Origin of the sequence: Streptomyces mesophilus, from assembly GCF_011044995.1 — a bacterium.
In the GTDB taxonomy this organism is placed as follows: domain Bacteria; phylum Actinomycetota; class Actinomycetes; order Streptomycetales; family Streptomycetaceae; genus Streptomyces; species Streptomyces mesophilus.
The window spans coordinates 1-25789 of sequence record NZ_JAAKZW010000111.1 but is presented as its reverse complement, the minus strand read 5'-3'; the positions used below and the strand labels follow the sequence as shown (position 1 = coordinate 25789).

Here is a 25789-nt window from a genome sequence, read left to right as displayed (position 1 = left end):
CAAGAACCCCTCGATGTCCTCGACGGCTCCCGTGAAGTACCCCTCGTAGTTCCGCCGGGTGACATAGCCCAGGTGCGGAAGGCCCAGGAAATTCGGGGCCGTGCGCAGCGGGTGGTCGGCCGGCAGTGGCTCGGTGTCGAAGACATCCGATCCCGCCCCCGCGATCCAGCCCTCGTGCAGCGCCCGCACCAGAGCCTCCTGATCGACGATCGCGGCACGCGAGGTGTTGACCAGGTACGCCGTGGACCGCATCCGCTTCAGCTCGGCGGCACCCACCAAGCCGCGCGTCCGGTTGCTCAACTGCACATGCACGGAGACGAAATCGCTGGACGACAACAGCTCGTCGAGCGACCCGGCCAGGGTCACACCGACCTCGTCCGCCCGTGCCGCCGTCAGGTTCCGGCTCCACGCGGCCACGTCCATCCCGAAGGCCTGTCCGACCCGCGCCACCTTGGCCCCGATCTTCCCGAGACCGATCAGACCGAGCCGCCGCCCATGCAGATCCGCACCGAGCGTCGACTGCCACGGACCACCCGTACGCAGCGCGCCCGCCTCGGCGGGCACGGAGCGGGCAAGCCCGAGGAGCAGAGCCCAGGTCAGTTCGGCCGGCGGCTCGGAGTTGCTCGCGGTCCCGCAGACCGTCACACCGTGCCGGGAGGCGGCCGCGAGGTCGATGGAGGCGTTGCGCATCCCGGAGGTGATCAGCAACCGCAGCGCGGGCAGCCGCTCGAACAGGGCGGCGGGAAACGGCGTCCGCTCCCGCATCGCGACCACGATCTCGCAGTCCCCGATCTCCGCGGCCACCTCGTCGGGCCCGTCCAGATGACGCCGTACGAAACGCACGTCGACCTCGTCCGCGAGACGCGACCAGTCACCGAGCGATTCCGCCACGCCCTGGTAGTCGTCGAGCACTGCACACCGCAACCTGGCCATGGCCACCCCAGTCCGTTCCGCCTTACGCCGGCCGATACGCCGGCTCCGCCACCGTACAAACGAAGATCTCCGCTCCCTCGCGAGACCCCCGTGCAGCGCATGGTGCCGAGCCCGAAGACCCGACGTATCGTGACGAAAACACCGACCGCCACCGCCCCACCACTGAAGCCGCCGCAAGGGAGGCCGGCCATGGGCGACCCCAAGGGCTTTCTCACCGTCGGACGCGAGGACTGGCCGCGCCGCCCCGTCGAGGAGCGGGTGCACGACTGGCAGGAGGTGTACGTACCCGGCGCGCTGCTCCCGATCATCGGCAAGCAGGCGGACCGCTGTATGGACTGCGGTATCCCGTTCTGCCACCAGGCCTGTCCGCTGGGCAATCTGATCCCCGAGTGGAACGACCTGGTCGCCCGCGACGACTGGTGGGCCGCGGCGGACCGGCTGCACGCGACGAACAACTTCCCCGAGTTCACCGGCCGGCTGTGCCCCGCGCCCTGCGAGTCGGGCTGTGTTCTCGCCATCAACCAGCCCGCGGTCACCATCAAGAACGTCGAGGTCGCGATCGCCGACCGGATCTGGGACGAGGGCTGGGCCGTACCGCAGCCGCCCGACCGTCTCACCGGCAAGGTGGTGGCGGTGATCGGCTCGGGCCCCACCGGCCTCGCCGCCGCCCAGCAGCTCACGCGCGCGGGCCACACGGTCGTCGTGTACGAGCGGGACGACCGGATCGGCGGGCTGCTGCGGTACGGGATCCCCGAGTTCAAGATGGAGAAGGTGCATCTGGAGCGCCGGCTCGGTCAGATGAAGGCCGAGGGCACCAAGTTCCGCACCTCGGTGACCGTCGGACGCGACCTCACCGCCGCCGAGCTCCGCAAGCGCTACGACGCGATCCTCCTCGCGACCGGCGCCACGGCCTGGCGTGGCCTGCCGCTCCCCGGACGGGAGCTGGACGGCGTCCACCAGGCCATGGAGTATCTGCCGCTCGCCAACAAGGTCTGCGAAGGCGATCTGCCCGCCAACCCGCTCTCCGCCAAGGACCGGCATGTGGTGATCATCGGCGGCGGCGACACCGGAGCGGACTGTCTCGGCACCGCGGTACGCGAGGGGGCGGTCTCGGTCTCCCAGCTGGACATCTACCCGCAGCCGGCCGCCGACCGCGACGAGCAGGCCGAACCCTGGCCCGTCCACCCCAAGATCTACCGGCTCTCCGCCGCCCACGAAGAGGCCCGCGACCTGGCGACGGCACCGCAGGCGGATGCGGACGCCCGGTTGTTCAAGGCGTCGACGCTGCGTTTCACGGGCGACGAGCAGGGCCGGGTACGGGAGTTGCATCTGGTCGAGGTCGATGCGGAACGCCGCCCCCGCCCCGACAGCGAACGCGCCCTGCGGGCCGACCTGGTGCTGCTCGCCCTCGGTTTCTCGGGCCCGGACCGCTCCGACGGGCTGATCGACGCCCTCGCCCTGGACCTCGACGGGCGCGGAGTCCTCGTACGGGACGCTGAGTTCGCGACGAAGGTGCCGGGCGTGTTCGCGGCGGGGGACGCCGCGCGCGGACAGTCGCTGATCGTCTGGGCGATCGCGGAGGGGCGCGCGGCGGCGGCCTCGATGGACCGCTATCTCACCGGCCGCACCACCCTGCCGTCCCCGATCGGTCCGACGGACCGCCCGCTGACCGCGTGACGCGGAAGCGCCCCCTCCTCTGGACCTCTGCGCCCGCACCCGTCACCGTGGTGCGTCCGTCTCACCGAGCGACAGCGCCAGGGGGTCCCATGGCAGGCAAGCGCACCGCGGGGTTGACCATCACCGTCACGGTGTTCGGGCTGCTCGCCGTCGCCGTGCTCGGCTGGCGTCTGCTCGTGGCCTCCGACCCCTCGGGCGCCGCCGCGGCGCCCACAGTGCCTGCTTCCCGTACCCCTGAGGGCAAAGCCGCCCCGCCCGACCGGGCCGCTCCCGAGCCCGCGGCCGACAGCGAACAGAACCCGCCGGAACAGGAAGCACAGGACCCACCCGCACAGGAACACGCCCCGGTCCCCGCCCTCTACCTGGGCGACTCCCTGGCCATGGAGAACCAGCTCGTCCTCACGGACCTGCTCAAGAAGACCGCCACCGTACGCAACGCCCCGTACTCCGGCACCACGCTCTGCGACTATCTGGAGCGGGGACAAGACCGCCTCCTGGTCCCGCCGCAGCACACAGCGGCCGCGCTCGTCCGCGAGGTGAAACCGGCCGTCGTGGTGCTGCAGTTCTGGGGCAACTCATGGGGCTATACGCCCTGTATGGGCAGCATCGTGCAGGGCTCGGAGGCGTACTACAAGCGCTATGCCGCCGACATCCGCGCCCTGACCGCCGAGATCGAGCGGGCCGCGGCCGACGCGGGGATCGCGCGGCCCACGATCATCTGGGTGCTCCAGGGCCCCGACCCGATGTCCCCGGACCGGATCCGCCGGGTCAACGGCCTGTACGAGAAGCAGGCCGCCGCGGCCGGTGACCTCACCGCCGACGCGGGCGCCGCGGTGAGCCGCGCGGGCGACCGCTACACGCATGTGCAGCGGCTGCCGTGCACGCCGTACGAACGCGAGCACCCCGAGTACTGCACCGACGGCGACAGCACCCGACTGCACCGCGACGACGACTACTTGCACTTCTGTCTGGCCCCGACCACGCAGACGCCGAGGCCGTGCCCCAAGCGCTCACCGGGCATCCTGCGCTACAGCAAGGCGATCGCGGACGCGGTCGCCGACCACGTCCGCGAGGCCCGTACGGCGCGGTGATTCAGGGCTTACGCGCCCTCGCCGCTCAAGGCTTGCGCGCCATCGCCGCGTACCCCGGAATGGGCTCGTCGCCTGCCACCGGCACCCGCTCCCCCAGCTCCGGATGCCACTCGGCCGTCAGCGAGACACCGGGCTCGACGAATTCGAGGCCGTGGAAGAACCGCTCGAACTGCTCGCGCGTACGCAGCGCGAGGACCAGGCCGCGCGCCTTGTAGAGCTCCAGTGCCTCGTCCGCGCCCCCGGGGTTGAAGTCCCCGGTGGTCTGTGACAGGACGACATAGCTGCCGGGCGCGAGCCGCTCGACCAGGTGGTCCACCAGCTCGTACGCGCCGTCCTCGTCGGAGACGAAGTGCAGGAGGGCGAGCAGCGAGAGCGCGACGGGCTTGTCGAAGTCGATGAATTTCGCCGCGTGTTCGAGGATCACCTCGGGGTTGCGGGCGTCCGCCTGGATGTACTCGGTGACGCCCTCGGGCGTCGAGCGCAGCAGCGCCTCGGCGTGCGCGAGCACGATCGGGTCGTTGTCGCAGTACACGATCCGCGACTCGGGGGCCGCCTTCTGGGCGATCTGGTGGAGGTTGGGCTCCGTGGGTATCCCGGTGCCGATGTCCAGGTACTGATGCACCCCGTTCGCGGCGAGCCAGCGGATCGCGCGGCGCATGAAGGCCCGGTTCACCTGGGCGAACTCGCGGGCGCGCGGGTCGATCGTGAGCAGCTGCTCGGCCATCTGCTCATCGACCGGATAGTTGTCCTTGCCGCCCAGGAACCAGTCGTACATACGGGCCGGATGCGGCTTGCTGGTGTCGATCTGCACGGCGGCCTGCCGGTCCGCCGCCTCTTGCCCGGTCATAAGACGCTCCAAGTCCCGTGATGGATGAGAGAGTTGAGCCCCGTGATGCGCTGGGTTCCGATGCGCTTGACTTTGATCATGACAGCAGCAGGCCGCTTCACGACAGGCTGCATCGCGACAGATGGAAGCTTCATCACGACAGAAGGAAGTCGGCCTGCCCCGACTTCGCACCCTCGATGAAGGCGTGGATCTCGCCCAGGGTGTAGATCAGTGCGGGACCGTCGGGATCGTTCGACTGGCGCATGGCGACGCGTCCGTCGGCGAGCTTCATCGCCTCGACGCAGTTGCCTCCGTTGCCTCCGCTCCACGGCTTGTGCCAGCCCTCGGAGCCCAGCTCGCGCGCCGGCATCCCGTTGTATATCCGGGCCTCGTCGCCCTTCGTGGTCCTCATGGTCATCTTGGACTCCATCCGGCCCCCGTTCGCGGACAGTTGACCCATCAGAGCTCCTTGCGCAGAGTCTTGAGAATCTCCTTCGTACGGTGCGCCGACGCGGCCTGTGCCGCCATCCGGTCCATGGCCTCGAGGTAGGTGACGACCTCGGCGCGCCGGTCCAGGTAGACGGCACCGGTCAGATACTCGGCGTAGACCATGTCCTGCAGTTCGGGTACCCCGAACCGGAACAGCACGAAGGGTCCGTAGGTCCCGGGGTGGTGTCCCGCGGAGAACTCCGCGATCTGCAGCGTCACGTTGGGCAGCTTGGTGGCCGCGATGAGCCGGTCCAGCTGTTCGCGCATCACCTCGGGCGTGCCCACGGTGCGGCGCAGGACGGTCTCGTCCATGATCACCCAGAGGCGGGGGGCATCGTCCCCGTCGAGCAGCTGCTGCCGCTGCATGCGCAGCGCCACATGCCGGTCGATCTCCTCCTCGTTGGGGCGGCCGAGGGAGCCGGCCCGCAGCACCTCGCGGGCGTAGGCCTCGGTCTGCAGGAGTCCGGGCACGAAGTGCGGTTCGTACGACCTCAGGAGGGTGGCCGCGCCCTCCAGGCTGACGTACATGGAGAACCAGTTCGGCAGGATGTCGTGGTAACGCTGCCACCAGCCGGGCTTGTTGGCCTCCTCCGCGAGCTCGATGAAGGACTCGGTCTCGGCTTCGTCGGCCCCGTACGCCTTCAACAGGAGTTGTACGTACGGGATCTTGAAGGAGACCTCGGCCATCTCCATGCGGCGGACCGTCGCGGGCGCGACGCGCAGCACCCGGGCTGCCTCCTCACGCTTGAGCCCGGCGCTTTCGCGCAGGTCCTGGAGGCGTTTGCCCAGGACCACCTGGCCCACGGTGGGAGCGGACCGCGGTTCGCTCACGTCTACCTCACTCGGTTCGATCTGCAGGGCGGCAACTGCGCCCTGTATCGCGGCGGCTGGACCCGTTACAGGGCGGGCGGGCCGCGACCGGTTCGAGCAGTGTGCCACGGCCTTCCAAGGTGTAACACCGCACTCTGCAATTTTCAGAGTGCGTCTTGCCAAGTGTTCACGGCGGGGAGATAGTGGCAGGCGTGAACCCGTCCGCCCCGTTAGGAACCGGCGTGGCTATCGGTAAGGCAGCACAACCGGAGCTCGGCCGCCGTTGCCGTTTCGAGCTCCCGGCAGGCGTCGAGTCCGTACCCCGCGCCCGCCGGCTGACGCACGACCGCTTGCTGGGCTGGGCGGTCTGCGACGAGACCCGCGACCTGGCCGCCCTCGTCGTCTCCGAACTCGTCACCAACGCCGTGGTGCACACGGCGAGCCGCCATATCGTCTGCGAGCTGCGTGACGATCACGCGGCGGATCTGCTGCGGATAGCGGTCATAGACGAGGGCTGCGGCCCCGACCGGCTCGCGCCGCACCCGGCGCGTGACGGCGACGAGGACCACGGGCGGGGACTGCTCCTTGTGCAGGCGCTCTGCCGTGCGTGGGGCGCCCAGGAGGCGGGCCTGGGACTCGAGGTCTGGGCGGATCTTCCCCGTACTGCCGTCTCGGAGGTGGGCTGACGTATGCGCGCGATGACTCTCGACCGGCTCACCTCGCTCGCCCGCCGCCTCAGCGATATACCGCTGCCGCTGCCCGAGGGCATGCAGACCCGGCTCGGCTGCGACGCGGTGGGGATGCCCGCGGAGCTCGGCCGGCAGGTCATGGGCCGGATGAACCGCGTCGGCTGTGTCTACGCGGCCGGTGACCGCTGGTGGTGGATCGTGCCCTCGCATTCGCAGCAGTCCCTGGACTGGCCGGAACCGGTACGGTACGCGGCCCGCGCGCTGGTGCCCCCGACTCCGGGAGGTGCGCAGCTGATCCATCTGCCGCAGCGCGACGCCCCCTACACACCCCCGATCCCGCTGTATCTGACCCTGTGCCGGATCACGCGGACGGTGCCGGTGTGGATGCGGCCGGCGGAGGCCGGGGGCTTTTAGGCGAAGGCCGGACTGGCGGGGGCTCGTGAGGAGCTCGCGACTGTCGGGGGCTTGTGAGGAGCTCGCGGCTGTCGGGGGCTCGTGAGGAGCTCGCGGCTCGTCCGGTTCACGCCCTGCCCAAATCCCCTGTTCCGGACGATAGTTGACCTCCTGATCCGAACGGAGGTCTGAGTGAGACTCGGCTGGGGGGCCAGGACTACCGCACCGACCGCACAGGAAAAGGCGTCGACGGACGCGACCTCGGACTCGGAACGTCTGCTCTTCGGCGGGCCGCTCCGCTACGACACCGGCTGGGCCAAGCACGAAGAGGCAGCCCTGGAGCTGGACTTCAGGGCCATGGTCCGCCGCTTCCCCGCCCTGATCGCCTCGAGCCTCAGACTCGCGTGGGGCGCCGACCGCCAAGCCGCCCGTGTCATGGTCTCGGCGGAGCTCGGCCGCGGACTCGCCCAGGCCGTGAGCCTGCTCGCGGTCAACAGCGTGCTCGGCCGTCTGATGGGCGACGCCCCGATGGAGGAGCGGCTGCGCCAGGCCGTACCGGCGCTGATCACGGTCGCGTGCGTCCTGTCCGTATCGGCGCTGCTCCGCTCGGCCTCTTTGTACGCCACCGGCCGCCTCGAGCCGAAGGTCGAACGGGTCGCCACCGAGCAGTACTTGGAGCGGGCGGCCTCGGTGGAGCTGGCGGCGATCGAGGACGACGCGTTCCACAAGCTGCTCGACACCGCGCAGTACGGGGCGGCCTCGGCCCGCCGGATGGTCTCGCTCGCCACGCGCGTGATGAACGCGGGGATCTCCCTCGTCGCGGCGGCCGGGGTGCTGACCGTGCTGCACCCCCTCCTCCTTCCGCTTCTGGTGACGATGACGCTGCCGAGCGCCTGGTCCGCGCTGACCAACGCCCGCAGGCGCTACCGCTCCTTCCACGCCTGGGTGCAGCACGCGCGGGCGGGCCGGCTGCTCAGCAGTCTGCTCACCGAGGCCCGTGCGGCGCCGGAGATCCGGGTGCACGGCGTCGGCCCGTTTCTGCTGCGGCACTTCCGCGCCATGTCCCAGTCCGCCGAGACCGAGCAGACCCGGCTCGCCCGGCTCGCGGCCGGCACCAGCCTCGTCGCGGCCGCCTGGACGGGCATCGCCACGGCCGCCGCGTACACGACGCTCGGCGCCCTGCTCCTGACCGGGGCGATGTCCCTGGCCGTGGCGGGCACTGCGGTGATCGCGATCCGGACCGGCTCGGCGAACCTCAACACGCTGGTCCTGGAAGTCACCGAACTCCATGAGAACGCCCTGTTCGTGGGCGACTTGGAACGGATGCACAAGGAGGCCTCGAACCGGACTGTGCCGGTCGGAGGCACCGAACTGCCCGCGGAACCACGGGAGATCCGTTTCGAGAAGGTCACCTTCCGCTACCCGAAGAGCGCCAAGGAACGCCCGGCGCTCGACGACATCACGCTCTCGATACCCATGGGAAAGATCATCGCTCTGGTCGGCGAGAACGGCTCGGGCAAGACCACCCTCGTCAAGCTCCTGGCCGGTCTCTACGCCCCTCAGCAAGGCACGATCTGGTGGGACGACGTGGACACGGCAGGGGCTGACCGGCAGCAGCTGGCCGAGCGGATCGCCATGCTGGCGCAGGACTTCAAGCGGTGGCCGTTCACGGCGAAGGTCAACATCGCCATCGGCCGTCCGTCCGCCGAGCTCACGGAGGAGCGGCTCGCACGCTCGGTGGGCGAGGCGGGTGCGGGCGAGGTCGTGGCCGATCTCCCGCACGGTCTGGAGACCCTTCTTGTACGGGTGTTCACCGGCGGCCACGAGCTGTCGGGCGGGCAGTGGCAGCGGCTCGGGATCGCCCGGGCCGCCTACCGGCGCGGCGGAATCCTGATCGTGGACGAGCCCACGGCGGCCCTCGACGCCCGCGCGGAGCTCGAAGTCTTCGACCGTATCCGGGCGTTGGCGGGCTCGGGCCAGACGGTCATCCTCATCACGCACCGCCTCGCGTCCGTACGGCATGCGGATCTGGTGCATGTGCTGCAGGGCGGACGCCTTGTGGAGTCGGGTTCGCCGCAGGAACTCCTGGACAGCGGGGGTGTGTACGCGGAGTTGTACGGGTTGCAGGCACAGCAGTTCGCGCGGGACGCGGTCACGGAGTGAGGCCCGGCTGCCCGCCCCGCGGGCAGCCGGCCGCCCGCGGGGCTACTCGAGGCCCTCCCGGCCGCGCTGGACCACCAGGAAGGCGTCCGAGGCGAGGTCCATCACGACCTCGGCCGTCTCGCCCTCGAGGCGGCGTGCTTGGGCGAACTCCTCGGCAGGCCACGACCCGCGCGGACCGCCGGCCGGGAAGCTGCGGAGAACCACTCGTCCGTTACGTGTGTTCATGGAGCACCCCCGTGCTCTTTCGTGTTGCGACATCTGTGCGCAACGAAGAATCACAGGGAAAGACACCGCCGGGCGGGTGGAAGGTGCCCAACGTGACGTACCCGACACGAAGTTGATGCATTACGCGACATAAGTCCGGTCGATCACCGGTCATGGCTGCGCGCCTGTGTGCCTGCGTGCCGACCGAGCACCTTCAGCCGTCGTACGTCTGGATGCGCTGCCCATGGCTGCGGTCCGTGAGCGCGGGCAGCCGGCCGGTGAGTTCGGCGACCGTGGCGGGCACGTCGACGGTGAGGAGCCGGCGGTCGCGCATGAGGACCCGCCCGTCGACGACGGTTGTGGTCACATCGCTCGCGCGTGCGCTGTGCACCAGGGTGGCCGCCAGGTCGTGCACGGGCTGCGTATGCGGCCCCGACAGGTCCACCAGAACGAGATCGGCCCTGCGTCCCGGCGCGAGCGAACCGATCCGTTCGCCGAGCCCCAGGGCGCGGGCGCTCTGCAGGGTGGCGTGGTGCAGCGCCTGGCGTGCCGTGAACCACCGCGGGTCGCGCGTGGTGTGCTTCTGCACCAGGGCGGTGAGCGTCATCGCCTCCCATACGTCGAGGGTGTTGTTGGACGCGGCGCCGTCGGTGGCGAGGCCGACCGGGATGCCGAGGGCGGCGAGTTCCCGTACGGGCGTCGTGCCCCAGCCGAACTTCATATAGCCGCGTGGCGCGGTCGCGACCGCGATCCGGCCGCTCGCGTGGGCGAGCAGATCGAGGTCGGGCTCGATGATGCCGGTGCCGTGCGCGATGAGCAGGTCGGTGTCCAGGAGACCGGCGCGGTGCAGCACCTCGATGGGCGTGCGGCCTTCCTGCGCCAGCGAGTTGTCGGTCTGGGCGCGGTTCTCGGCGGCGTGCAGATGGACGGGCAGGCCGTGTGCGCGGGCGAGTTCGGCGGTGGCCGCGAGATCGTCCGCGGTCACGGTGTACGGGGCGTGCGGGGCCAGCGCGGTGGTGATCCGGCCGTCGGCCGCACCTCGGCGGCGCAGGGCGAAGTCCAGGGAACGCTCCCTTCCCTCTGGCCCTTGGGAGGAGAAGTAGGCCCAGCCGAGGTGGGCACGCAGCCCGGTCTCGGCCACCACATCGGCGACTTCGTCCATCGCGAAGTAGTGGTCGGCGAAACAGGTCACCCCGGCCCGGATCATCTCCGCACACGCGAGACGCGCCCCCAGCGTCACATCGCGCGCGGTGAGCCGGGACTCGATGGGCCAGATCCAGTCGTTGAACCACTCCTCCACGGGAAGGTCCTCGGCGATTCCGCGCAGCGCCACCATCGGGGCGTGCGTATGGCAGTTGATGAACCCGGGCAGGGCGAGCTGCCCGCCGGCGTCGATCCGCTCCCGCGCCTCGACCGCGGCCGCTGCGGCGGCGGGGATCAGGGCTTCGATGACTCCCTCCCGTACGACGACGGCGCAGTCGGGGCGGAAGGCGATCTGTTCCCGCTCGTCGTGGACGAGGGCGGTGCAGGGGGAGATGACGAGATCCGCGGGGGCCTGGGCGGCGGTCGTGGTCATGGAGTCACGGTAGCGGGGGTGCGGGCGGGTACCGGAGGCGCGACCGGGTGCCGGAAGCGCGACCAGCCGATTGTCAGTGCCGGACCGTAGATTTCTCTTCGTGGCCGCGAACGCCGGTGGGGCGCCGCGCCCGGACCTGGGGAGAGGTGTGCGATGGGGGACCGTACGTATCTGGAGCTGTCCCAAGACGGCGGCGGAGCGCACAAGTTCTATGAGGTGACCGTGGAGGGGACGGTCGTCTCGGTGCGCTATGGACGGATCGGCGCGAGCGGCCAGGTGCAGACCTCGACCTTCCCGACGGTGCAGAAGGCTCAGGCCGCCGCGGCGAAGAAGATAGGCGAGAAGGTACGCAAGGGGTACGCACCGGCGGTCCAGGGCCTGCGCGCGCCCCGTGCCGTGACGCGCCGTCAGGTCGCCTCGGCGCCGTCCCGCGCCCGCTCGGTGGCCCCGGTCCTGTGGCGCTTCCGCACCGGGTCCGCGGCCTTCGGCATCCACATCGACGAGGACCGCTGCTGGGTGGGCAACCAGTCGGGCGATGTGTACACCCTGAGCCACGGCGGCGAGGTGCTCGCCCACTATGCGCTGCCGGACGGCGTCAAGTGCCTGGTGGCGGACGACTTCTGGATCTATGCGGGCTGCGACGACGGAAAGGTGTACGACCTGTCGTCCAAGCTCCCGTTCGCCGCGTACGACATCGCCGCCGACGTCGACATCTTCTGGCTGGACATCCACGAGGGCGTGCTCGATGTGTCCGACCGGGACGGCGGCCTCACGGTGATCGACCACGAGGACGAGTACCAGTGGTCCCGTAAGTCGCACGGCGCACACGCCTGGATGGTGCGCGCCGACGAGCACGCGGTCTACCACGGCCACGCGGGCGGTGTGACGGCCTATGCGCCGGACGGCGGACGTGAGTTGTGGCATACGCCGACGCAGGGCGCGGTCCTGTTCGGCTGGCAGGAGGACACCTCGGTGTACGCGGGCACAGCCCGCCGTACGGTGCAGCGCCTGTCGAAGAGGACCGGCGCGATCGAGGCGACCTACGGCTGCGACGACCCGGTGTACTCGTGCGCGACTTCCCCGGACGGCCGCCATGTCTTCGCGGGGGACAACGCGTCCTCGGTCTACTGCTTCTCCTCCGACGGCACCCGGCTGTGGAAGCTGGGCACGGGCGGCGGCTCGGCGCTGTCCATGCAGTACCTCGACGGGAAGCTCTACATGGTCACCACGGACGGCTCCCTGGTCTGCGTGGACGCCTCCGAGTCGGCGATCGCGGCGGCCCGCTCGGGCTCGGTGCCGACGGCGGTCGACATCAAGTACTCGGCGGCCACGCCCACTTACACCCCGGCGACCGCGGTCACCCAGGTGGCCACCGTGAGCGTCGCTCCGGCGCACGGCGTGATCGTGGAGTGCGTCCAGGACGGCAGCCGGCTGCGCGTCCATGTGGCCACCGCCGGCTATGAGCCGACGTGGAACGTGCAGTTCCCGCGCGACATCCGCCAGGCCGGCGCCCGCTATGTGGTCGACGCGCTGCACCCGGCGGCGGGCGGCTTCTATCGCGTACGGGGCGAGATACGCCGACTGGTCTGACGGGCACCGACCCTGCGCAGCAGCAGTCCGGCCGCACCCGCGGTGAAGTACATGAGGATCGCGTACACGGCGCTGGGCACGGCGATCTCGGTGCTGTCGAGCAGTGACGGGCTGAGCGCGATGGTCAGGGACAGGGAGGTGTTGTGCATCCCGATCTCCATGCACGCCGCGACGGCCTGCGGATGACCGGCGCCGGCGCCGCGGGCGGCGAGGTATCCGGTGCCGAGGGAGATGAAGCTGAACAGCACGACGACGGGCCCGACTTCGGCGAGGTACTCCCCCACGTTGGACCGTTCGGCGAGCAGCGCGGCGACGATCACCCCGGCCAAGATCACCAGACACAGCAGCTTGACGGGCCGCTCCGCGCGCTCGGCGAATCCGGGGCGCTTGGCCCGTACGACCATGCCCACCGCCACCGGAATCAGCACGAGGGCGAACACCTGCAGCGTCTTGCCGAACTGCAGCCCGACGCTGCCGCCGTCATCACTTTCGACATCCCAGTACCCGACCGCGAGGTTCACCACGAGTGGCAGGGTGAACACGGCGAGGACGGAGTTGATGGCGGTGAGCGTGATGTTCAGGGCGACATCCCCGCCGAACAGATGGCTGTACAGATTGGCCATGGTCCCGCCGGGCGAGGCGGCGAGGAGCATCATCCCGACGGCCGGCGCGGCGCTCAGCCCGAAGGCCACCACAAGCCCGAAACACACGGCGGGCAGCACGATCAGCTGACACCCGAGCGCGGCGACGACGACCTTCGGATACTCCCGCACCCGCCCGAAGTCCCCCACGCTCAGACTCATCCCGAGCCCGAACATGATGACCGCGAGCACGATGGGCACGAGGATGGTGACGAGGCCGGAATCCATGGGGGTCAGGGTGGTGGGTGCGGGGTGAGGAGTCCATGGGCGCGGGGCGAGGAGTCCCTGGGTACGGGCGCGGGAAGAGGAGCGGGCCCGAGGGCGTAGCCGGCCCCCGAGCCCTGGTGGTGCCACCCCACGTGCACGCCGGCACGCTTGAGGGCCCGGGTCAGGTTGATGTCGCCGCGTCCTGCCTTTGGACCACCGCGCATCGAGCTGCGCGGGCCGGAGTTGAACCGGCATTTCGACGTCCGGGGCCCGGGCCCGGTCGATCCGGCGATGGGTGGCGGATGCTGAGTCTGGAGCAAGAGTCTGAGATTGATCGCGGTCTGCCTCTGCCGGTTGGGCTACCGCGGCCCGAAAGCCCCCGTACGGAGGGCCTGTTGTGCCGCGGGGAGGACTCGAACCTCCACTGGAACCGCGCAGTCACGACAAGCTTCAGTTTCAGCTTGCGCTCCTCGCGCACCCCGACCGCTTTCCACGGCCGGGGAGTCTTTGAGGCTACCCGAACAGGTAGCCGAACACGGCGTCGCCGACGCGCTGGTCGGTGATCTCGACGCCGTTGGCCTCCTCGCGCGCGAACTTCACCGCCTGCTGCAACTTCTCCACGCGCTGCAGCAGTTCATTGACCCGCTGGGCGGGCAGCGCACCCGAGAACTTGACGGTGGTCCAGTACCCCACCGGGATGTCCTCGTAGTACACCTCGACCTGCGCCGGGTGCTTCTCCGTCGCCTCGGCCTTCACGTGGTTGCGCGGCACCTTCTTCGTCCGCACCGTGCGTACGGGCTCGGTCTTCCACGCGTCCGTGGACGGGTCCCGTACCCAGAACTCCGCGGCATCGAGGACCGGCAGCTTGCGTACGAAGGTGTTGAGATCGGTGAGCTGCTTCTCGAGGAACAGCAGATACGACACGGGGACGCCGGCGATCAACACCCGGCCGTCGACGGTGACATCGGCCTTCGCGCTGCAGTTCGCCCAGTCCTTGGTGGCGGTCACATCGAAGAGCCGGGTCAGCGTCGCCGCGGTCTCCCGGAGCACGTCCTCGGCCTGCACCTGCACCCGCGTCGACTCGGGCGGCAGCTGCTCGCCTTCCTCGTCCTTGGGCTGGTACGTACGGGCGATGCCGGACAGCAACGCCGGTTTCTGCAACCCGTGATGAGCCGCGGTCAGGTCCTGATGGGACTTGGACTTGACGCCCTTCTCCACTGCGATGATCTGATTGAGTTTCGCCACGTGGGCAAGGTAGCAACCTGAACACCAGGAATTCGACGGGTTATTCACGCCTCCACGGCCATGGAACACTCGCGATCATGACCCCGAAACCCAGCACGTACGTACGCAACCTGCCTGCCCGAGCCCCCACGGAACGTTAAGCCGGCCCACAGGAGCCGCCGAGCCGGGCGGGATGCCGCAGCGGGTGAGGTGTTTGCACTCGTGGAAGCTTCAAGATCGATTGTCAGTGGTGGCTGCCAGAATGGAAGCAGTTCGGAAGACGAATCCGAACCGGCGACGAATCCCCGTGCAGGGCCGATGAGTTGTCGTTGCCCGGCCGGTCATTACCGGTGACAGGACCGGGACGTTCGGAGCCCATCATCGAACCAACGGACCAGAGCAAGCGACCGCAGGACCGGCGCCCAGAGCGTCACCAGAGAAGAAGAACCGGAGCAGGCGTCATTCCAGAAATTCCAGAATACGGAGCTACATCATGTGCACTCACCAGCCTTCGTGCCCCACCGCCGACCGCCCCGACCGCGAGGCCGCACGCGTCGTCGCCTCCCACCCCGAGCAGGGCTGGAGCCGCTTGTGCAACGGCACGATTCTGTTCGACGACACCGGGGAGCTGCTGCCGGGCGGGGAGATCGTGGCGCCGCACCGTCCGACCCTCACCCTGATCCCCTCGCAGCCCGGGGGGCCGATGTCCGCAACGTCGCACGCCAAGCGGATCGTCTCGGCCGCCGCCTGAGCCGTACGACCGCTTGATCTGTACGTTGTACCGGCGCGGCGAAGTCACCGTTTCTCGGTGCCACCGCCCCCTGCACCACCGCTCTCCAGCGGCGGAGCGTCCAGCGCACAGTGCGTCTGGCACTCCGGATGGCACGGCTCCGGCTCGCCTTTCACCAGGGCGGGATTGCGAACCGTAAGCCAGGCGATCAGCGCACCGGCCGCAAGCAGTGCCGCGCACAGCGGCATCGCAAGCCGGAAGGCGCTGTTGAACTCGGCCGCCGAGCGATACGCCTCGGGGCCCATCCCCACCAGCAGCGGCAGCGCGGCCACCGCGATCAGGCCGGCCGCCCGGGCCGCCGCGTTGTTGATCCCGCTGGCGAGGCCCGCACGGGACTGGACGACCGAGGCCAGTACGGTCGCGGTGAGCGGAGCGACCAGCGTGACCATGCCGAGGCCGAGCACCAGGACGGCCGGCAGCACATCGAGCGCATACGAGGCATCGGGACCCGCCCGCATCATCAGGAGCATGCCCGCCGCACACAGCAACGGGCCCGCGGTGAGCGGAAGTCGTGGACCGATCCGCTGGCCGATGGCCCCGGAGCGGGCCGAGAAGAGCAGCATCAGGATCGTGGTCGGCAGCAGTGCCGTACCCGCCGCGAGCGCCGAATAGCCCGTGACGACCTGGAGTTGGAGCGCGGACAGGAAGAAGAAGCCGCCGAACGCTCCGTAGACGCAGAGGGTCACCAGATTGACCGCGCTGAACTGGCGGGACGCGAAGACCGTGAGCGGCATCATCGGTTCGCGGCTGTGCCGCTCGACGTAGAGGAACGCCGCGGCCGCCGCGACGCCTGCGAGCGCCGATCCGACGACCACCGCGGAGGCCCCGTGGTCGGGCGCCGCGATCAGCGCATACGTGAGGAACGCGAGGGCGAGCGCACCGAGCACCGCGCCGGTGATGTCGAAGCGGCCGTGGGCCTGACCGCCCTTGGACTCCGGTACATGGCGCAGCGCGACCGGGACGCAGAGCGCGGCCAGCGGCACATTGAGCAGAAACACCCAGCGCCACCCGGGACCGTCCACGAGCCATCCGCCGAGGAACGGTCCGACCGCCGCGCCCACACCGCCGAACCCCGACCACAGTCCGACCGCGGCCGCCCGGTCGTCGGGATGGAACGAAGCCTGGATCAGAGCGAGCGACCCGGGCGTCAGCAGCGCGCCGCCCACACCTTGCAGGGCCCGCGCCGCGATCAGCACCTCCGCGTCGGGCGCCAGACCGCACAGCAGCGAGGCGGCCGCGAACCACACGACCCCGATGACGAACACCCTGCGTCGCCCGAACCGGTCGCCCAGCGCCCCGCCGAGCAGGATCAGCCCGGCGAGGGCCAGCATGTAGGCGTTGACGGTCCACTGCAGGGCGGCCAGATCCGTGTCGAGGTCGTCGCCGATCCTGCGGAGTGCCACGTTCACGACGGTCGAGTCGAGCAGCACCATCGTCGATCCGAGCACGGTGGTGAGGAGCACCCAGCGGCCGGCGGCGGTGCCGGTGCGGAGCGAGGCGGGATCGGCGGCAGCGGCCATATGCGGATTATGCGGGCGCGCCGGGGCCGTGGCCACTCGCCGCCACGGTCCGGTACGGGTCACGCGCCACACGGTCCGACCGTCCCTGACTACTGCACTACTGCACTACTGCACTACTGCACTACTGCCGGCTGATCGTCCGCGTCACCCCGGCCGCGATCGTGGTCGCCAACACCAATCCGGCCAGAACCAGCGCGTACGACAGCGTCTGCATCGCCCCTGTCGGTGCATACGCCCTCTCCTGCCCCAGGTCGACGAGAGGAAGCAGCAGATCGAGCGTGAAGAAGAACGGGGAGAACTCCGGGGCCTCCTGTGCGTTCAGGGCACGCGGCGGCCGCACCTCGTACGCGATCCAGCCGGTGAGCAGCAGCGAGAACAGCCAGCCCGCGGCCCACACCGGCCGGAATCCGTAGCCGACGGTGACGTCCTGGAGGTACCCCCAGGCCTTCGCGTACGGCGGGAGGGTCGCGCGGTGACGGCGCTGCTTGGCGAGCTGGACGGTGCGCGCCGCGTCGTCGTCGCCGATTCCGCGGTAGGCGAGGGCGAGTTGCTCGTACGAGAAGGGGACATAGCCGTCGGTGTCGCGGGCCAGGAGCGGGAGCCGGCGCGCGGCCGGTTCATGCGGGGCGAGGGTGGTGTAGGTCAGGCCGTCGAGGCGGACCTGGTCGGGCCAGACCTCCGGTTCGGCGTGCAGCAGGTCGATCTGGGAGCGGCGCAGCACGACCGCGCCCTCGATGGGGGTGGCTCCCCGGAGCCACAGCTCGCCGATCACCATGCCGGATGCCCGCAGCGCCGTGTTGCCGGGGTGCTTCAAGGTGGCCTGGGTCAGGTCCAGTTGGCCGGGGATGCGCGCACCGCGGAGGTTGATGCGGCCGTGCGCCGTCATGCCGGGCGCCTTCAGGTCCGAACCCACTGCCAGATTCGAGGCGTGCAGGGCCGTGTCCGTGGGGTTGTCGAGCCGCGCGTTCGAGAGATTGAGCGTGGAGCCCACGGTGGTCCCGTAGAGCCGGACCTCGCCCCGGGCGACCATGCCCACCGCGCTCAGGAAGGTGCCGACCTGGAGTCCCGCCGCGCGCAGCGCCATCTCGCCCGGCCGTATGAACTGTGCGGCGTCCAGCCGTATCTCGCCGCCTGTCGTCAGCGACTCCAGCCGGCTTTCGCCGTGGGCCACAAGGGAACGGGCCGACAGGGCGCCCGCGATGTTCGCGCGGCTCAGCTCGAGAACCGTACCGGTCCTTTCCTCCTCCGTGCCGGTACCGCCCACCTCCCCCAGCACCGCACCGTCCAGGGTCAGCGATCCGCCGATCTGCGCCCCGGTGAGCGATACAGCGCCGCTGATCCTGGCGTTCTCCAGCGACAGATCGCCGTCGAACACCGCCGTGCCGGCGGCCAGGCCCGGAAGCACACACTCCCCCAGATACACCCGCCGCATCCGCGCCCCGAAGAGCAGCGGCTCCGTGTCGAGGTGGCAGCCGAGCAGGCTGACCGTGCACTCGACCTGCCCGTACAGGAGCGCGAGCCGCCCTGCGATCCGCGCTCCCGCCACCCGCAGAGCCGGGATCTCCCCGGATTCCCGCGGCCCGTCGAGCAGCAGCTTCGTGAGCACCTCCGCGCGCAGCGTCCGCTCCGGGCCCCAGCCGGCGCCGAGAGTGATGTCCTCGTCCACGGAGGTACGGAAGTCCAGCGCCGTGCCGCGCGGGAACGCCGCCCAGACGCGTGCTTCGGCAGGGGTCAGGTCGCTCGGTTCCATTCGCGGGACTGTGACCTGGGCGGCAGTGCGCTGTCAACAGCCTTCGCCGTACGGGAGGTTGAACCCGGCGCGTTGACCGAAGCCGCTCCCCACCACCGCGTGCGGCACCTCGGCCTCGCCGCCGCAGCCGCCCTCACACCGCCGCGAACAGCGCCTCCGCCTCGTCCACCGAGGCCACGAGCGCCTCCGCGTCCGGCCGCACCCCGGCCACGATCGCGTCGACCGCGCGCAGACCGGCCCGGCCGAGAAGCCTCTTCTCGTTGGTGACCCACTCCCCGCGCTCGGCGAGCACCGCATGCGCCGTGTACATCGCCGCCGTGACGATCGCGCCCGCCACCTCGGCCGGCTGGGCGCGCGGGGCGAAGTTGGCCTTCGCATAGCCGAGGGTCAGGGCCGCGCGTTCGCGCCAGACACCGGGCGCGCGGCCGCGCAGCTCCGGCGGGTAGCCGGGGCGCGGGAGTTCGCCGTGCAGGATCTGGTTGACCGCGAGCTCGGCGACGACCAAGTAACTGGGGATGCCCGCGAGATGGAACATCAGCGGCTCCCAGTGGAAGCGGCCCGCGCGCGCCTCGGCCAGCTCGTGCTCGACGACGTCCAGGTCGCGGTAGTGCACGTCGATGGCGCGGCCCTCGACCGTGAGCCACGCACCCCCGTTGAACACCCCGCCGCCCCAGCCGCCCAGCTCTGACACCTGCCCGGGCCAGCCCACCGCGCGCAGGTACTCGGGGTCGAACGTGCCGCGGTAGTAGAGCGCGAAGTCCCAGTCGCTCTGCGGCGTATGGGTGCCCTGGGCGCGGGAGCCGCCGAGCGTGACGGCTTGGACGCCGGGAAGGGCGGCGAGCCGCTCGGCCACATGGGAGGGGAAGCGCTCGTCCGTGATCGTGCCGGTCGGGCGCTCGCTCACGAGCGCTGCCTCGCCCTGCGGACCACCTTGTTGAGCGCGGCCTCCGCAGGCGTCGCGCGATGGCCTTCGACCAGGCGCTTCAACGCCCGCATCAGGACCTCGCGCTCGTCGTCGGGCAGCGCGGACAGCGCCTCGCGGTGCACCGAGTCGACGATCCGCTGACTCTGCTCGGCGACCTGGGCGCCCTCTTCGGTCACCTGGATGATCCGAGCCCTGCGGTCGGTGCTCGACGGACGCCGTTCGGCCAGGCCCGCCTTCTCCAGGGCGTCGACCGTGACGACCATCGTCGTCTTGTCCATGTCGCCGATCTCGGCCAGCTGCGCCTGCGTGCGCTCCGCGCCGACCGCATGGACCAGGACGCAGTGCATCCGGGCCGTGATGCCGATCTCGGCGAGCGCCGCCGCCATCCGGGCGCGCAGCGCGTGGCCGCCGTAATCGAGCAGGTAGGAGAGGTCCGGCTCCGTACGCGTGGGCGGGGACATCGCAGTCATGGCCTCAGCATAACCGAGAATCCGATCCGAAAGGGATCGTCTGCAACGGAACTATCTGCTACGGTCTTTTCAACGACAGCGACCAAGTCGATGACCGGAGTGCGTCATGTCTTTCAACTCGCGTGTTTCCCAAGCTCTTTCAGCAAGGACGAAGCAGCTCTCGCTCGCCGTGGTGGCGACCGGGACGCTGATGATCGTGCTCGACGGCTCGATCGTCACGGTGGCGATGCCGGCCATACAGCACGATCTGGGCTTCACACCGGCCGGGCTGAGCTGGGTGGTGAACGCGTATCTGATCGCCTTCGGCTCCCTCCTGCTGCTCGCCGGGCGGCTCGGCGACCTCCTCGGCCGCCGCCGGATGTTCCTGTACGGCACCGGGGTCTTCACCGCGGCCTCGCTCCTCGCCGGTCTCGCCACCTCCCCCGCGCTGCTCATAGCGGCCCGCTTCCTGCAGGGCGTGGGCAGCGCGATGGCCGCGGCGGTGAGCCTCGGCATTCTGATCACGCTGTTCACCGAGGCGCGTGAACGGGCCCGCGCCATCGCGGTGTTCAGCTTCACGGGAGCGGCCGGTGCGTCCATCGGCCAGGTGGTGGGCGGTGTGCTCACCGATGCCTTCACCTGGAACTGGATCTTCTTCATCAACCTCCCGATCGGCCTCGCCTCGCTCGTGCTCGCCGCGGCCGTACTCCCCCGCGACCGCGGACTCGGCTTCGCGGCCGGTGCGGACGTCCTCGGCGCGCTCCTTGTCACGGCCGGTCTGATGCTCGGCATCTACACCGTCATCGAGGTCGAGTCGTACGGCTGGGTCTCGGTCCACACGCTCGGCCTCGGCGCCCTGTCCGTGCTCCTGCTGACCTCATTCGCCGTACGTCAGACGAAGGCCCGCACCCCGCTCGTACCGCTGCGGATCTTCCGCTCCCGCCAGGTCACCGGCGCGAACCTCGTACAGATCCTGATGGTGGCGGCGCTGTTCTCCTTCCAGGTCCTGGTCGCGCTCTATCTCCAGCAGGTACGGGGATACGGTGCCGCCGAGACCGGCCTCGCGATGCTGCCCGCGGCCGTGGTGATCGGCGTGGTCTCCCTCGGCGTCTCGGCCCGGCTGAACACGCGCTTCGGTGAACGGCGGGTGCTGCTCGCCGGGTTGACGCTCCTGATAGCCATGCTTGTGCTGCTGACTCGCCTTCCTGAGCGTGCGAACTACGCCGTGGACCTGCTGCCGGTGATGCTGCTCGCGGCCGGCTTCGGGCTCGCGCTGCCCGCGCTCACCTCGCTCGGGATGTCCGGAGCGAGCGAGTCCGACGCGGGTCTGGCGTCCGGAGTCTTCAACACGACCCAGCAGATCGGTATGGCGCTCGGGGTCGCGGTCCTGTCCACGCTCGCGGCCTCCCGCACCGACTCCCGCCTCGCGGAGGGTGCCTCCGAGGCGTCGGCCCTGACCAGCGGCTATCACCTGGCGTTCGCCATCGGGACGGGGCTGCTCGTGGCGGCGTTCGTGATCGCGTACGCCGTGGTGCGCAAGGCGGACGCTCCGGCACCGTCCGCGTCCCGCACCGCCCCGGTCCACGTCACGGCCTGAAGGCTCCGCCCGCACCTGTTGCGCAGCACTCCGCTCTTACGCAGCACTCCGCGCTTCACACCGAACTCACCAGGGAGATCACCATGACCGGCCGCCCGACCACCGCCACCACTTCCCGTACATCCGCCGCCACCGCCGAGTCCGCCACCGCCTCGAGCAAGCCCGTCTCGCGCAAGCCCGCCTCCGGACCGGCGCCCCGGGTCCTCACCGACGGTGAGCTGTCCGAACTCCTCGGCTCACAGCAGTTCTCCGTCCTGGCGACGGTGCGCCGCACGGGACACCCTCACCTGTCCACCGTCCTGCACCACTGGGATCCGCAGGAGAGAATCCTGCGGATCTCCACGACGGCCGACCGCCTCAAGGTCCGCCAGGTGCAGGCCGATCCGCACGCCGCCCTGCACGTCTCCGGCCCCGGCAACTGGTCGTTCGCGGTGGCCGAGGGCGAGGCCGAGGTCTCCGCCCCGACCACGGCCCCGGGCGACGAAGTGGGGCGCGAACTCCTCTCCCTCACCCCGGGGTTCAGCGACCCGGCCGACGAACAGGGCTTCCTGGAACAACTGGTGGACGAGCGCCGCGTGGTGATCCGCCTGCGGGTCTCCCGGCTGTACGGCACGTCCCTTGACATACCTGTGGAGGCCTGAGCCGCGCGTGGGTCCGGCCCAGCCACCGGGCCCGTACGACGCGCCGCAGCACGGACCCGGGTCAGTCTCCGGTTCCGTGCCGCGGCGCGTAGTACGCCGCGACACCCGGCTGGCCCGTGTAGTTGGGGCCGGCGTCCGGGTCGGCGCCCAGATAGCGGAAGGGGAGTTCGACGGGCCGGCTCCCTTTGAGGGTGAGCCGGTGATGCCGGGCGGAGTAGGCGAAGCCGGCTCTCCGCAGCGCCGCCGGTACCGCACGTGAGGAGTCACCACCGCCCCAGTCCCCACCGCCCCGCACCCGCACCGTGGAGGGATCGAAGTGCGCAACGAACAGTCCGTCGGAGGTGAGCCAGGTGGCGATCCGCGCGAGCAGCCCGAGCCGGTCACCGATGTAGTGCAGCCCATGGACACAGGTGATGAGGTCGTAGCGCCGCTGCGGAGCCCAGACGGTGAGATCGGCGGTGACGAGTTCCAGCCCCGCGGGCCATGGGGCCTGCCGCATCGGTCCGACGAGATCCACCCCGGTGAATGTGCCGCCCCGCACTGTGCGGACCGCTTCCCGCAGCGCCAGCCCTTCCCCGCTGCACAGGTCCAGCCAGGCGGTGGCCTTGCCTCGCGCGGCCAGGAACGTGCCGGGGTCGAAGCCGAGTTCACGTGCGTAGCTGTTCACCCCGGTCAGGACCCGCTCGCGATTCATCGCGTTGTTGGCGACGACGGAGTGGCCCGCCAGCTGATCATCCCGCAGCAGGCGGTCGGGCAGGGAAGTCGGCTCGGGCACCGCCCCATTCTCGGGCGCGACGTCTCGCTCAGGCACCGCCCCATTCTCCGGCGCGACGTCTCGCTCAGGCACCCCAAATCCATTCGCTCCCGATCTCCGCGCACGGCACCCTCACCCCATGCAACGAACCGATCCGAAGGTCATCAGAGCCCGCCACACCGACGAGACCGTCACCGTCTACCAGGCCTACTCCCCCGCGCTCGGGCTGCCCACGGCCCGCGACGGGCGGTTCCCCGCCGCGTGGAAGAGGGAGCGGATGACCTGGATCAAGCCGTCGTTCCTGTGGATGATGTACCGCTGCGGCTGGGGCACCAAGGAAGGGCAGGAGACGGTACTCGCCGTGGAGATACGGCGGGACGGCTTCGAGTGGGCGCTGGCCAACGCCTGTCTGTCGCACTATGTGCGCGGTCTGCACCCGGACCGGGCTTCCTGGCAGCGGGAACTGAAGCGGGCGCCGGCGCGCGTGCAGTGGGATCCCGAGCGCGACCTGCGGCTGCAGCCCTTGCCGTACCGCTCGCTCCAGCTGGGTCTGTCGGGGGAAGCAGCGCGCCGCTATGCGGACGAGTGGCTCGTCTCCGTCCGCGATGTCACGGAAACGGCGCGGACGATCCACTCCCTCGTCCGGGAAGGGGAGCTGGACGCCGCGGCAGCACTGCTGCCCGACGAGCCGCTCTACCCGGCAGGCGACGAGCTCCTCGCCCGACTGCGGGCCTGAGCTGGTGAGTGTGCGGGTGAGCGGCCAGTAGACTCGTCGCCCGTGGCGGACACCCAGTACGAAGACCTGTTGCGGTTGGCACTCACCAGCGGAACGGCGAAAGCCGACCGGACGGGCACAGGCACCCGAAGTATCTTCGGACACCAGCTGCGTTATGACCTCTCGCAGGGATTCCCGCTGGTCACCACCAAGAAGGTGCACCTCAAATCCATCGTGTACGAGCTGCTGTGGTTCCTGCGCGGCGACTCGAACGTCGACTGGCTGCACGAGCACGGCGTCACCATCTGGGACGAGTGGGCCGACGCGAACGGCGAGCTCGGTCCGGTGTACGGCGTGCAGTGGCGCTCCTGGCCGGCCCCGGACGGCCGGCACATCGACCAGATCAGCGAGGTCCTCACCACCCTGCGCAAGGACCCTGACTCCCGCCGGATGATCGTGTCCGCCTGGAACGTCGCCGAGCTGGACAAGATGGCGCTCGCTCCGTGCCACGCCTTCTTCCAGTTCTACGTCGCCGACGGCAAGCTCTCCTGCCAGCTGTACCAGCGCAGCGCGGACCTGTTCCTCGGAGTCCCGTTCAACATCGCCAGCTACGCCCTGCTCACGCACATGGTGGCGCAGCAGGTCGGCCTCGAACCGGGCGACTTCGTGTGGACCGGCGGTGACTGCCACATCTACGACAACCATGTCGAGCAGGTGACCGAGCAGCTCTCGCGCACCCCGTTCGAGTTCCCCCGCCTGCGGCTGCGCCAGGCGGACTCGCTCTTCGACTACGCCTACTCCGATGTGGAAGTGCTCGACTACCGGCACCACCCGGCCATCAAGGCCCAGGTGGCCGTGTGAACGTCGGGCTGATCTGGGCGCAGACCCCTGCCGGCGTGATCGGCGCGGACAACGCGATTCCGTGGCGGGTGCCCGAGGACATGGCGCATTTCAAGGCGACCACGCACGGTCACCCGGTGGTGATGGGGCGCAAGACGTGGGACTCGCTGCCGCCGCGGTTCCGACCGCTGTCCGGCAGGCGCAACATCGTCGTGACGCGCGATCCGCAGTGGGCGGCCGACGGTGCGGAGCGCGCCGGGTCCATCGCCGAGGCGCTGGACCTCGCGGCCGGGTCGCCGGAGCAGGCTGCCCCTGGTGTGACCTGGGTGATCGGCGGCGGGGAGATCTACCGGGCCGCCTTGGGGTACGCCACGACGCTCTCGGTGACGGAGATCGACTCGGCGGTGGACGGCGACGCCTACGCCCCGTCCTTGGACCCGACATGGCAGGTCGCCGAGGACGCGGGCTGGCAGGCCTCCACGTCCGGGGTGCGCTACCGCATCCGCCGCTACACCCGGTGACGGCCGGCCCGCTTCACTCTCGCTGAGAGCCCGTCGCGGTCTCCGAGCGGAAGCCGTGGCCCAGTTCGGGGCCGAGGCCGAAGTAGTGGCGGAAGTTGTAGAGCAGCGGGCTCCAGCGGGAGGGGTCGATGTGCTCCGTGCCAGGCAGCACGATCGAGGGTGCGGCGTGGACGCGTACGACCTCGCACTCGACGATCCGGAAGTGGTCGTCAGGACCGCCGGGCCGCAGGCTGCGCACCCTCGCCTCCAGATGCAGCGGGCACTCCGCCACCCGGGCGGGACGCACCGCCTGCGACGGCAGCCGGCTCAGACCGGCCGCACCGAACTTGTCGGGCTCGTGGCGGTAGACGGCGCGCTTGGAAGCGGGGACCGGGTGCGCGCCCGTGAGCGGAGCGAGCCGTTCCACCGCGGCCCACTGCTGCGGCGAGGGAAGGCTGACGGCGAGTTCCGGACGGTCGGCGAGGTTGGCCGCGGTACGACTCTCGGCCCCGATACCCAGGACGAGGGTGTGGCCCAGCGCCCAGGCCGACGAGATCGGGGCGAGGTTGTCGGTGCCGTCCGGGTTCTCGGTGGTCAGGAGGGCGACGGGAGTACCGAAATACAGGATGGACGGGGAGATCGGCACGTGGGAGCCGGACGACGGGGGTATCGGCACATGGGAGCCGGACGAGGGGGAGATCGGCTGGTGGGAGGCGGTGCGTTCCGCTGCGGTGGTCATGCGGGGAACGCTAGGGCGGGGATATTTCGGTACCCGCCGAACCGACCGGCCGACAG

The 25789-nt window shown here is 70.2% G+C and carries 26 protein-coding genes and 1 tRNA gene; 12 read left to right on the top strand and 15 right to left on the bottom strand.

The genetic code is table 11. The features are described from left to right. On the bottom strand, positions 1-933 hold a 933-nt coding region (locus G6045_RS23855), incomplete at its 3' end, for a D-2-hydroxyacid dehydrogenase family protein (RefSeq protein ID WP_165334111.1). Between the two features lie 189 nt (positions 934-1122). Here G6045_RS23855 and G6045_RS23850 point away from each other — a divergent pair. Together G6045_RS23850 and G6045_RS23845 are read left to right on the top strand one after the other, a co-directional pair. Beyond that, positions 1123-2610 (top strand): glutamate synthase subunit beta, encoded by a 1488-nt coding sequence (locus G6045_RS23850; RefSeq protein WP_165334110.1) that lies wholly within the window; start codon positions 1123-1125, stop codon positions 2608-2610. Positions 2611-2699: 89 nt separating this feature from the next. After that, positions 2700-3701, top strand: a complete 1002-nt coding sequence (locus G6045_RS23845) for an SGNH/GDSL hydrolase family protein (RefSeq protein ID WP_165334109.1) — start codon at positions 2700-2702, stop codon at positions 3699-3701. 25 nt (positions 3702-3726) lie between these two features. Here the strand turns inward: G6045_RS23845 and G6045_RS23840 are convergent, their stop codons facing one another. From G6045_RS23840 to G6045_RS23830, 3 genes are all read right to left on the bottom strand, one after another. Continuing rightward, the gene (locus G6045_RS23840) at positions 3727-4548 is read right to left on the bottom strand and encodes an SAM-dependent methyltransferase (protein ID WP_165334108.1); all 822 of its coding nucleotides are present in this window, start codon (positions 4546-4548) and stop codon (positions 3727-3729) included. A 133-nt stretch (positions 4549-4681) separates the two neighbouring features. Continuing rightward, positions 4682-4939, bottom strand: a complete 258-nt coding sequence (locus G6045_RS23835; protein ID WP_165334114.1) for a DUF397 domain-containing protein — start codon at positions 4937-4939, stop codon at positions 4682-4684. 47 nt (positions 4940-4986) lie between these two features. Next, the gene (locus tag G6045_RS23830; RefSeq protein ID WP_165334107.1) at positions 4987-5847 is read right to left on the bottom strand and encodes a helix-turn-helix domain-containing protein; all 861 of its coding nucleotides are present in this window, start codon (positions 5845-5847) and stop codon (positions 4987-4989) included. Positions 5848-6068: 221 nt separating this feature from the next. On the opposite strand from G6045_RS23830, the gene G6045_RS23825 reads away from it, so the two are divergent. The 3 genes from G6045_RS23825 to G6045_RS23815 all read left to right on the top strand — a co-directional run bounded on the left by G6045_RS23825 (position 6069) and on the right by G6045_RS23815 (position 9071). Then, positions 6069-6512, top strand: a complete 444-nt coding sequence (locus tag G6045_RS23825) for an ATP-binding protein (protein ID WP_328707879.1) — start codon at positions 6069-6071, stop codon at positions 6510-6512. A 3-nt stretch (positions 6513-6515) separates the two neighbouring features. Continuing rightward, positions 6516-6929, top strand: a complete 414-nt coding sequence (locus G6045_RS23820) for a hypothetical protein (protein WP_165334105.1) — start codon at positions 6516-6518, stop codon at positions 6927-6929. Between the two features lie 255 nt (positions 6930-7184). Continuing rightward, positions 7185-9071, top strand: a complete 1887-nt coding sequence (locus G6045_RS23815) for an ABC transporter ATP-binding protein (RefSeq protein ID WP_206344104.1) — start codon at positions 7185-7187, stop codon at positions 9069-9071. 42 nt (positions 9072-9113) lie between these two features. Here G6045_RS23815 and G6045_RS23810 read toward each other — a convergent pair whose 3' ends face one another. After that, positions 9114-9296, bottom strand: a complete 183-nt coding sequence (locus G6045_RS23810) for a hypothetical protein (RefSeq protein WP_165334103.1) — start codon at positions 9294-9296, stop codon at positions 9114-9116. A 193-nt stretch (positions 9297-9489) separates the two neighbouring features. Then, on the bottom strand, positions 9490-10851 hold the full coding sequence (locus G6045_RS23805) for an amidohydrolase (protein ID WP_165334102.1): 1362 nt from the start codon (positions 10849-10851) through the stop codon (positions 9490-9492). A gap of 153 nt (positions 10852-11004) precedes the next feature. Between G6045_RS23805 and G6045_RS23800 the strand changes: the two genes are divergently transcribed. Continuing rightward, complete coding sequence (locus G6045_RS23800) at positions 11005-12441, top strand: WGR domain-containing protein (RefSeq protein ID WP_165334101.1); 1437 nt, start codon at positions 11005-11007, stop codon at positions 12439-12441. On the opposite strand, the gene G6045_RS23795 is transcribed toward G6045_RS23800, so the two are convergent. From G6045_RS23795 to G6045_RS23785, 3 genes are all read right to left on the bottom strand, one after another. Beyond that, positions 12405-13310: a bile acid:sodium symporter family protein gene (locus G6045_RS23795; protein WP_165334100.1), complete on the bottom strand. Its 906-nt coding sequence runs from the start codon at positions 13308-13310 to the stop codon at positions 12405-12407. The two genes, G6045_RS23800 and G6045_RS23795, sit on opposite strands and share 37 nt — an antisense overlap. A 377-nt stretch (positions 13311-13687) precedes the next feature. Continuing rightward, positions 13688-13786 (bottom strand) — tRNA-OTHER (locus tag G6045_RS23790). 16 nt (positions 13787-13802) lie between these two features. Then, positions 13803-14534, bottom strand: coding sequence for a DUF7873 family protein (locus G6045_RS23785; RefSeq protein WP_165334099.1), 732 nt, complete (start codon positions 14532-14534; stop codon positions 13803-13805). A gap of 472 nt (positions 14535-15006) precedes the next feature. Here G6045_RS23785 and G6045_RS23780 point away from each other — a divergent pair, with 472 nt between their 5' ends. Then, the gene (locus G6045_RS23780) at positions 15007-15264 is read left to right on the top strand and encodes a DUF5999 family protein (RefSeq protein WP_165334089.1); all 258 of its coding nucleotides are present in this window, start codon (positions 15007-15009) and stop codon (positions 15262-15264) included. A gap of 44 nt (positions 15265-15308) precedes the next feature. Here the strand turns inward: G6045_RS23780 and G6045_RS23775 are convergent, their stop codons facing one another. The 4 genes from G6045_RS23775 to G6045_RS23760 form a co-directional block, all read right to left on the bottom strand. Next, complete coding sequence (locus G6045_RS23775) at positions 15309-16823, bottom strand: MFS transporter (protein WP_165334098.1); 1515 nt, start codon at positions 16821-16823, stop codon at positions 15309-15311. Positions 16824-16944: 121 nt separating this feature from the next. Further along, on the bottom strand, positions 16945-18573 hold the full coding sequence (locus tag G6045_RS23770; RefSeq protein ID WP_165334097.1) for a translocation/assembly module TamB domain-containing protein: 1629 nt from the start codon (positions 18571-18573) through the stop codon (positions 16945-16947). Positions 18574-18706: 133 nt separating this feature from the next. Beyond that, positions 18707-19477, bottom strand: a complete 771-nt coding sequence (locus G6045_RS23765; RefSeq protein ID WP_328707878.1) for a nucleotidyltransferase domain-containing protein — start codon at positions 19475-19477, stop codon at positions 18707-18709. Then, positions 19474-19968: a MarR family winged helix-turn-helix transcriptional regulator gene (locus G6045_RS23760; RefSeq protein WP_165334096.1), complete on the bottom strand. Its 495-nt coding sequence runs from the start codon at positions 19966-19968 to the stop codon at positions 19474-19476. Before G6045_RS23760 ends, G6045_RS23765 begins: the two co-directional genes overlap by 4 nt. Before the next feature lie 106 nt (positions 19969-20074). Here G6045_RS23760 and G6045_RS23755 point away from each other — a divergent pair, with 106 nt between their 5' ends. Continuing rightward, complete coding sequence (locus G6045_RS23755; RefSeq protein ID WP_165334095.1) at positions 20075-21544, top strand: MFS transporter; 1470 nt, start codon at positions 20075-20077, stop codon at positions 21542-21544. A gap of 83 nt (positions 21545-21627) precedes the next feature. Then, complete coding sequence (locus tag G6045_RS23750) at positions 21628-22185, top strand: pyridoxamine 5'-phosphate oxidase family protein (RefSeq protein ID WP_165334094.1); 558 nt, start codon at positions 21628-21630, stop codon at positions 22183-22185. A gap of 61 nt (positions 22186-22246) precedes the next feature. Here the strand turns inward: G6045_RS23750 and G6045_RS23745 are convergent, their stop codons facing one another. Beyond that, positions 22247-22960, bottom strand: coding sequence for a class I SAM-dependent methyltransferase (locus G6045_RS23745; RefSeq protein WP_328707877.1), 714 nt, complete (start codon positions 22958-22960; stop codon positions 22247-22249). Positions 22961-23078: 118 nt separating this feature from the next. Here G6045_RS23745 and G6045_RS23740 point away from each other — a divergent pair, with 118 nt between their 5' ends. The 3 genes from G6045_RS23740 to G6045_RS23730 are packed head-to-tail and all read left to right on the top strand — an operon-like array spanning position 23079 to position 25015. Further along, on the top strand, positions 23079-23675 hold the full coding sequence (locus G6045_RS23740) for a DUF4291 domain-containing protein (RefSeq protein ID WP_165334093.1): 597 nt from the start codon (positions 23079-23081) through the stop codon (positions 23673-23675). Positions 23676-23717: 42 nt separating this feature from the next. Beyond that, positions 23718-24515 carry a thymidylate synthase gene (locus G6045_RS23735; protein ID WP_165334092.1) on the top strand — a complete coding sequence of 266 codons (798 nt, stop codon included), beginning with the start codon at positions 23718-23720 and terminating at the stop codon, positions 24513-24515. Continuing rightward, a complete protein-coding gene (locus tag G6045_RS23730; protein WP_165334091.1) occupies positions 24512-25015 on the top strand; it encodes a dihydrofolate reductase in 504 nt (167 codons plus the stop codon). The genes G6045_RS23735 and G6045_RS23730 overlap by 4 nt, the downstream gene beginning before the upstream one ends. 13 nt (positions 25016-25028) lie before the next feature. Here G6045_RS23730 and G6045_RS23725 read toward each other — a convergent pair whose 3' ends face one another. Beyond that, complete coding sequence (locus G6045_RS23725) at positions 25029-25733, bottom strand: flavin reductase family protein (RefSeq protein ID WP_165334090.1); 705 nt, start codon at positions 25731-25733, stop codon at positions 25029-25031. Positions 25734-25789 lie beyond the last annotated feature (56 nt).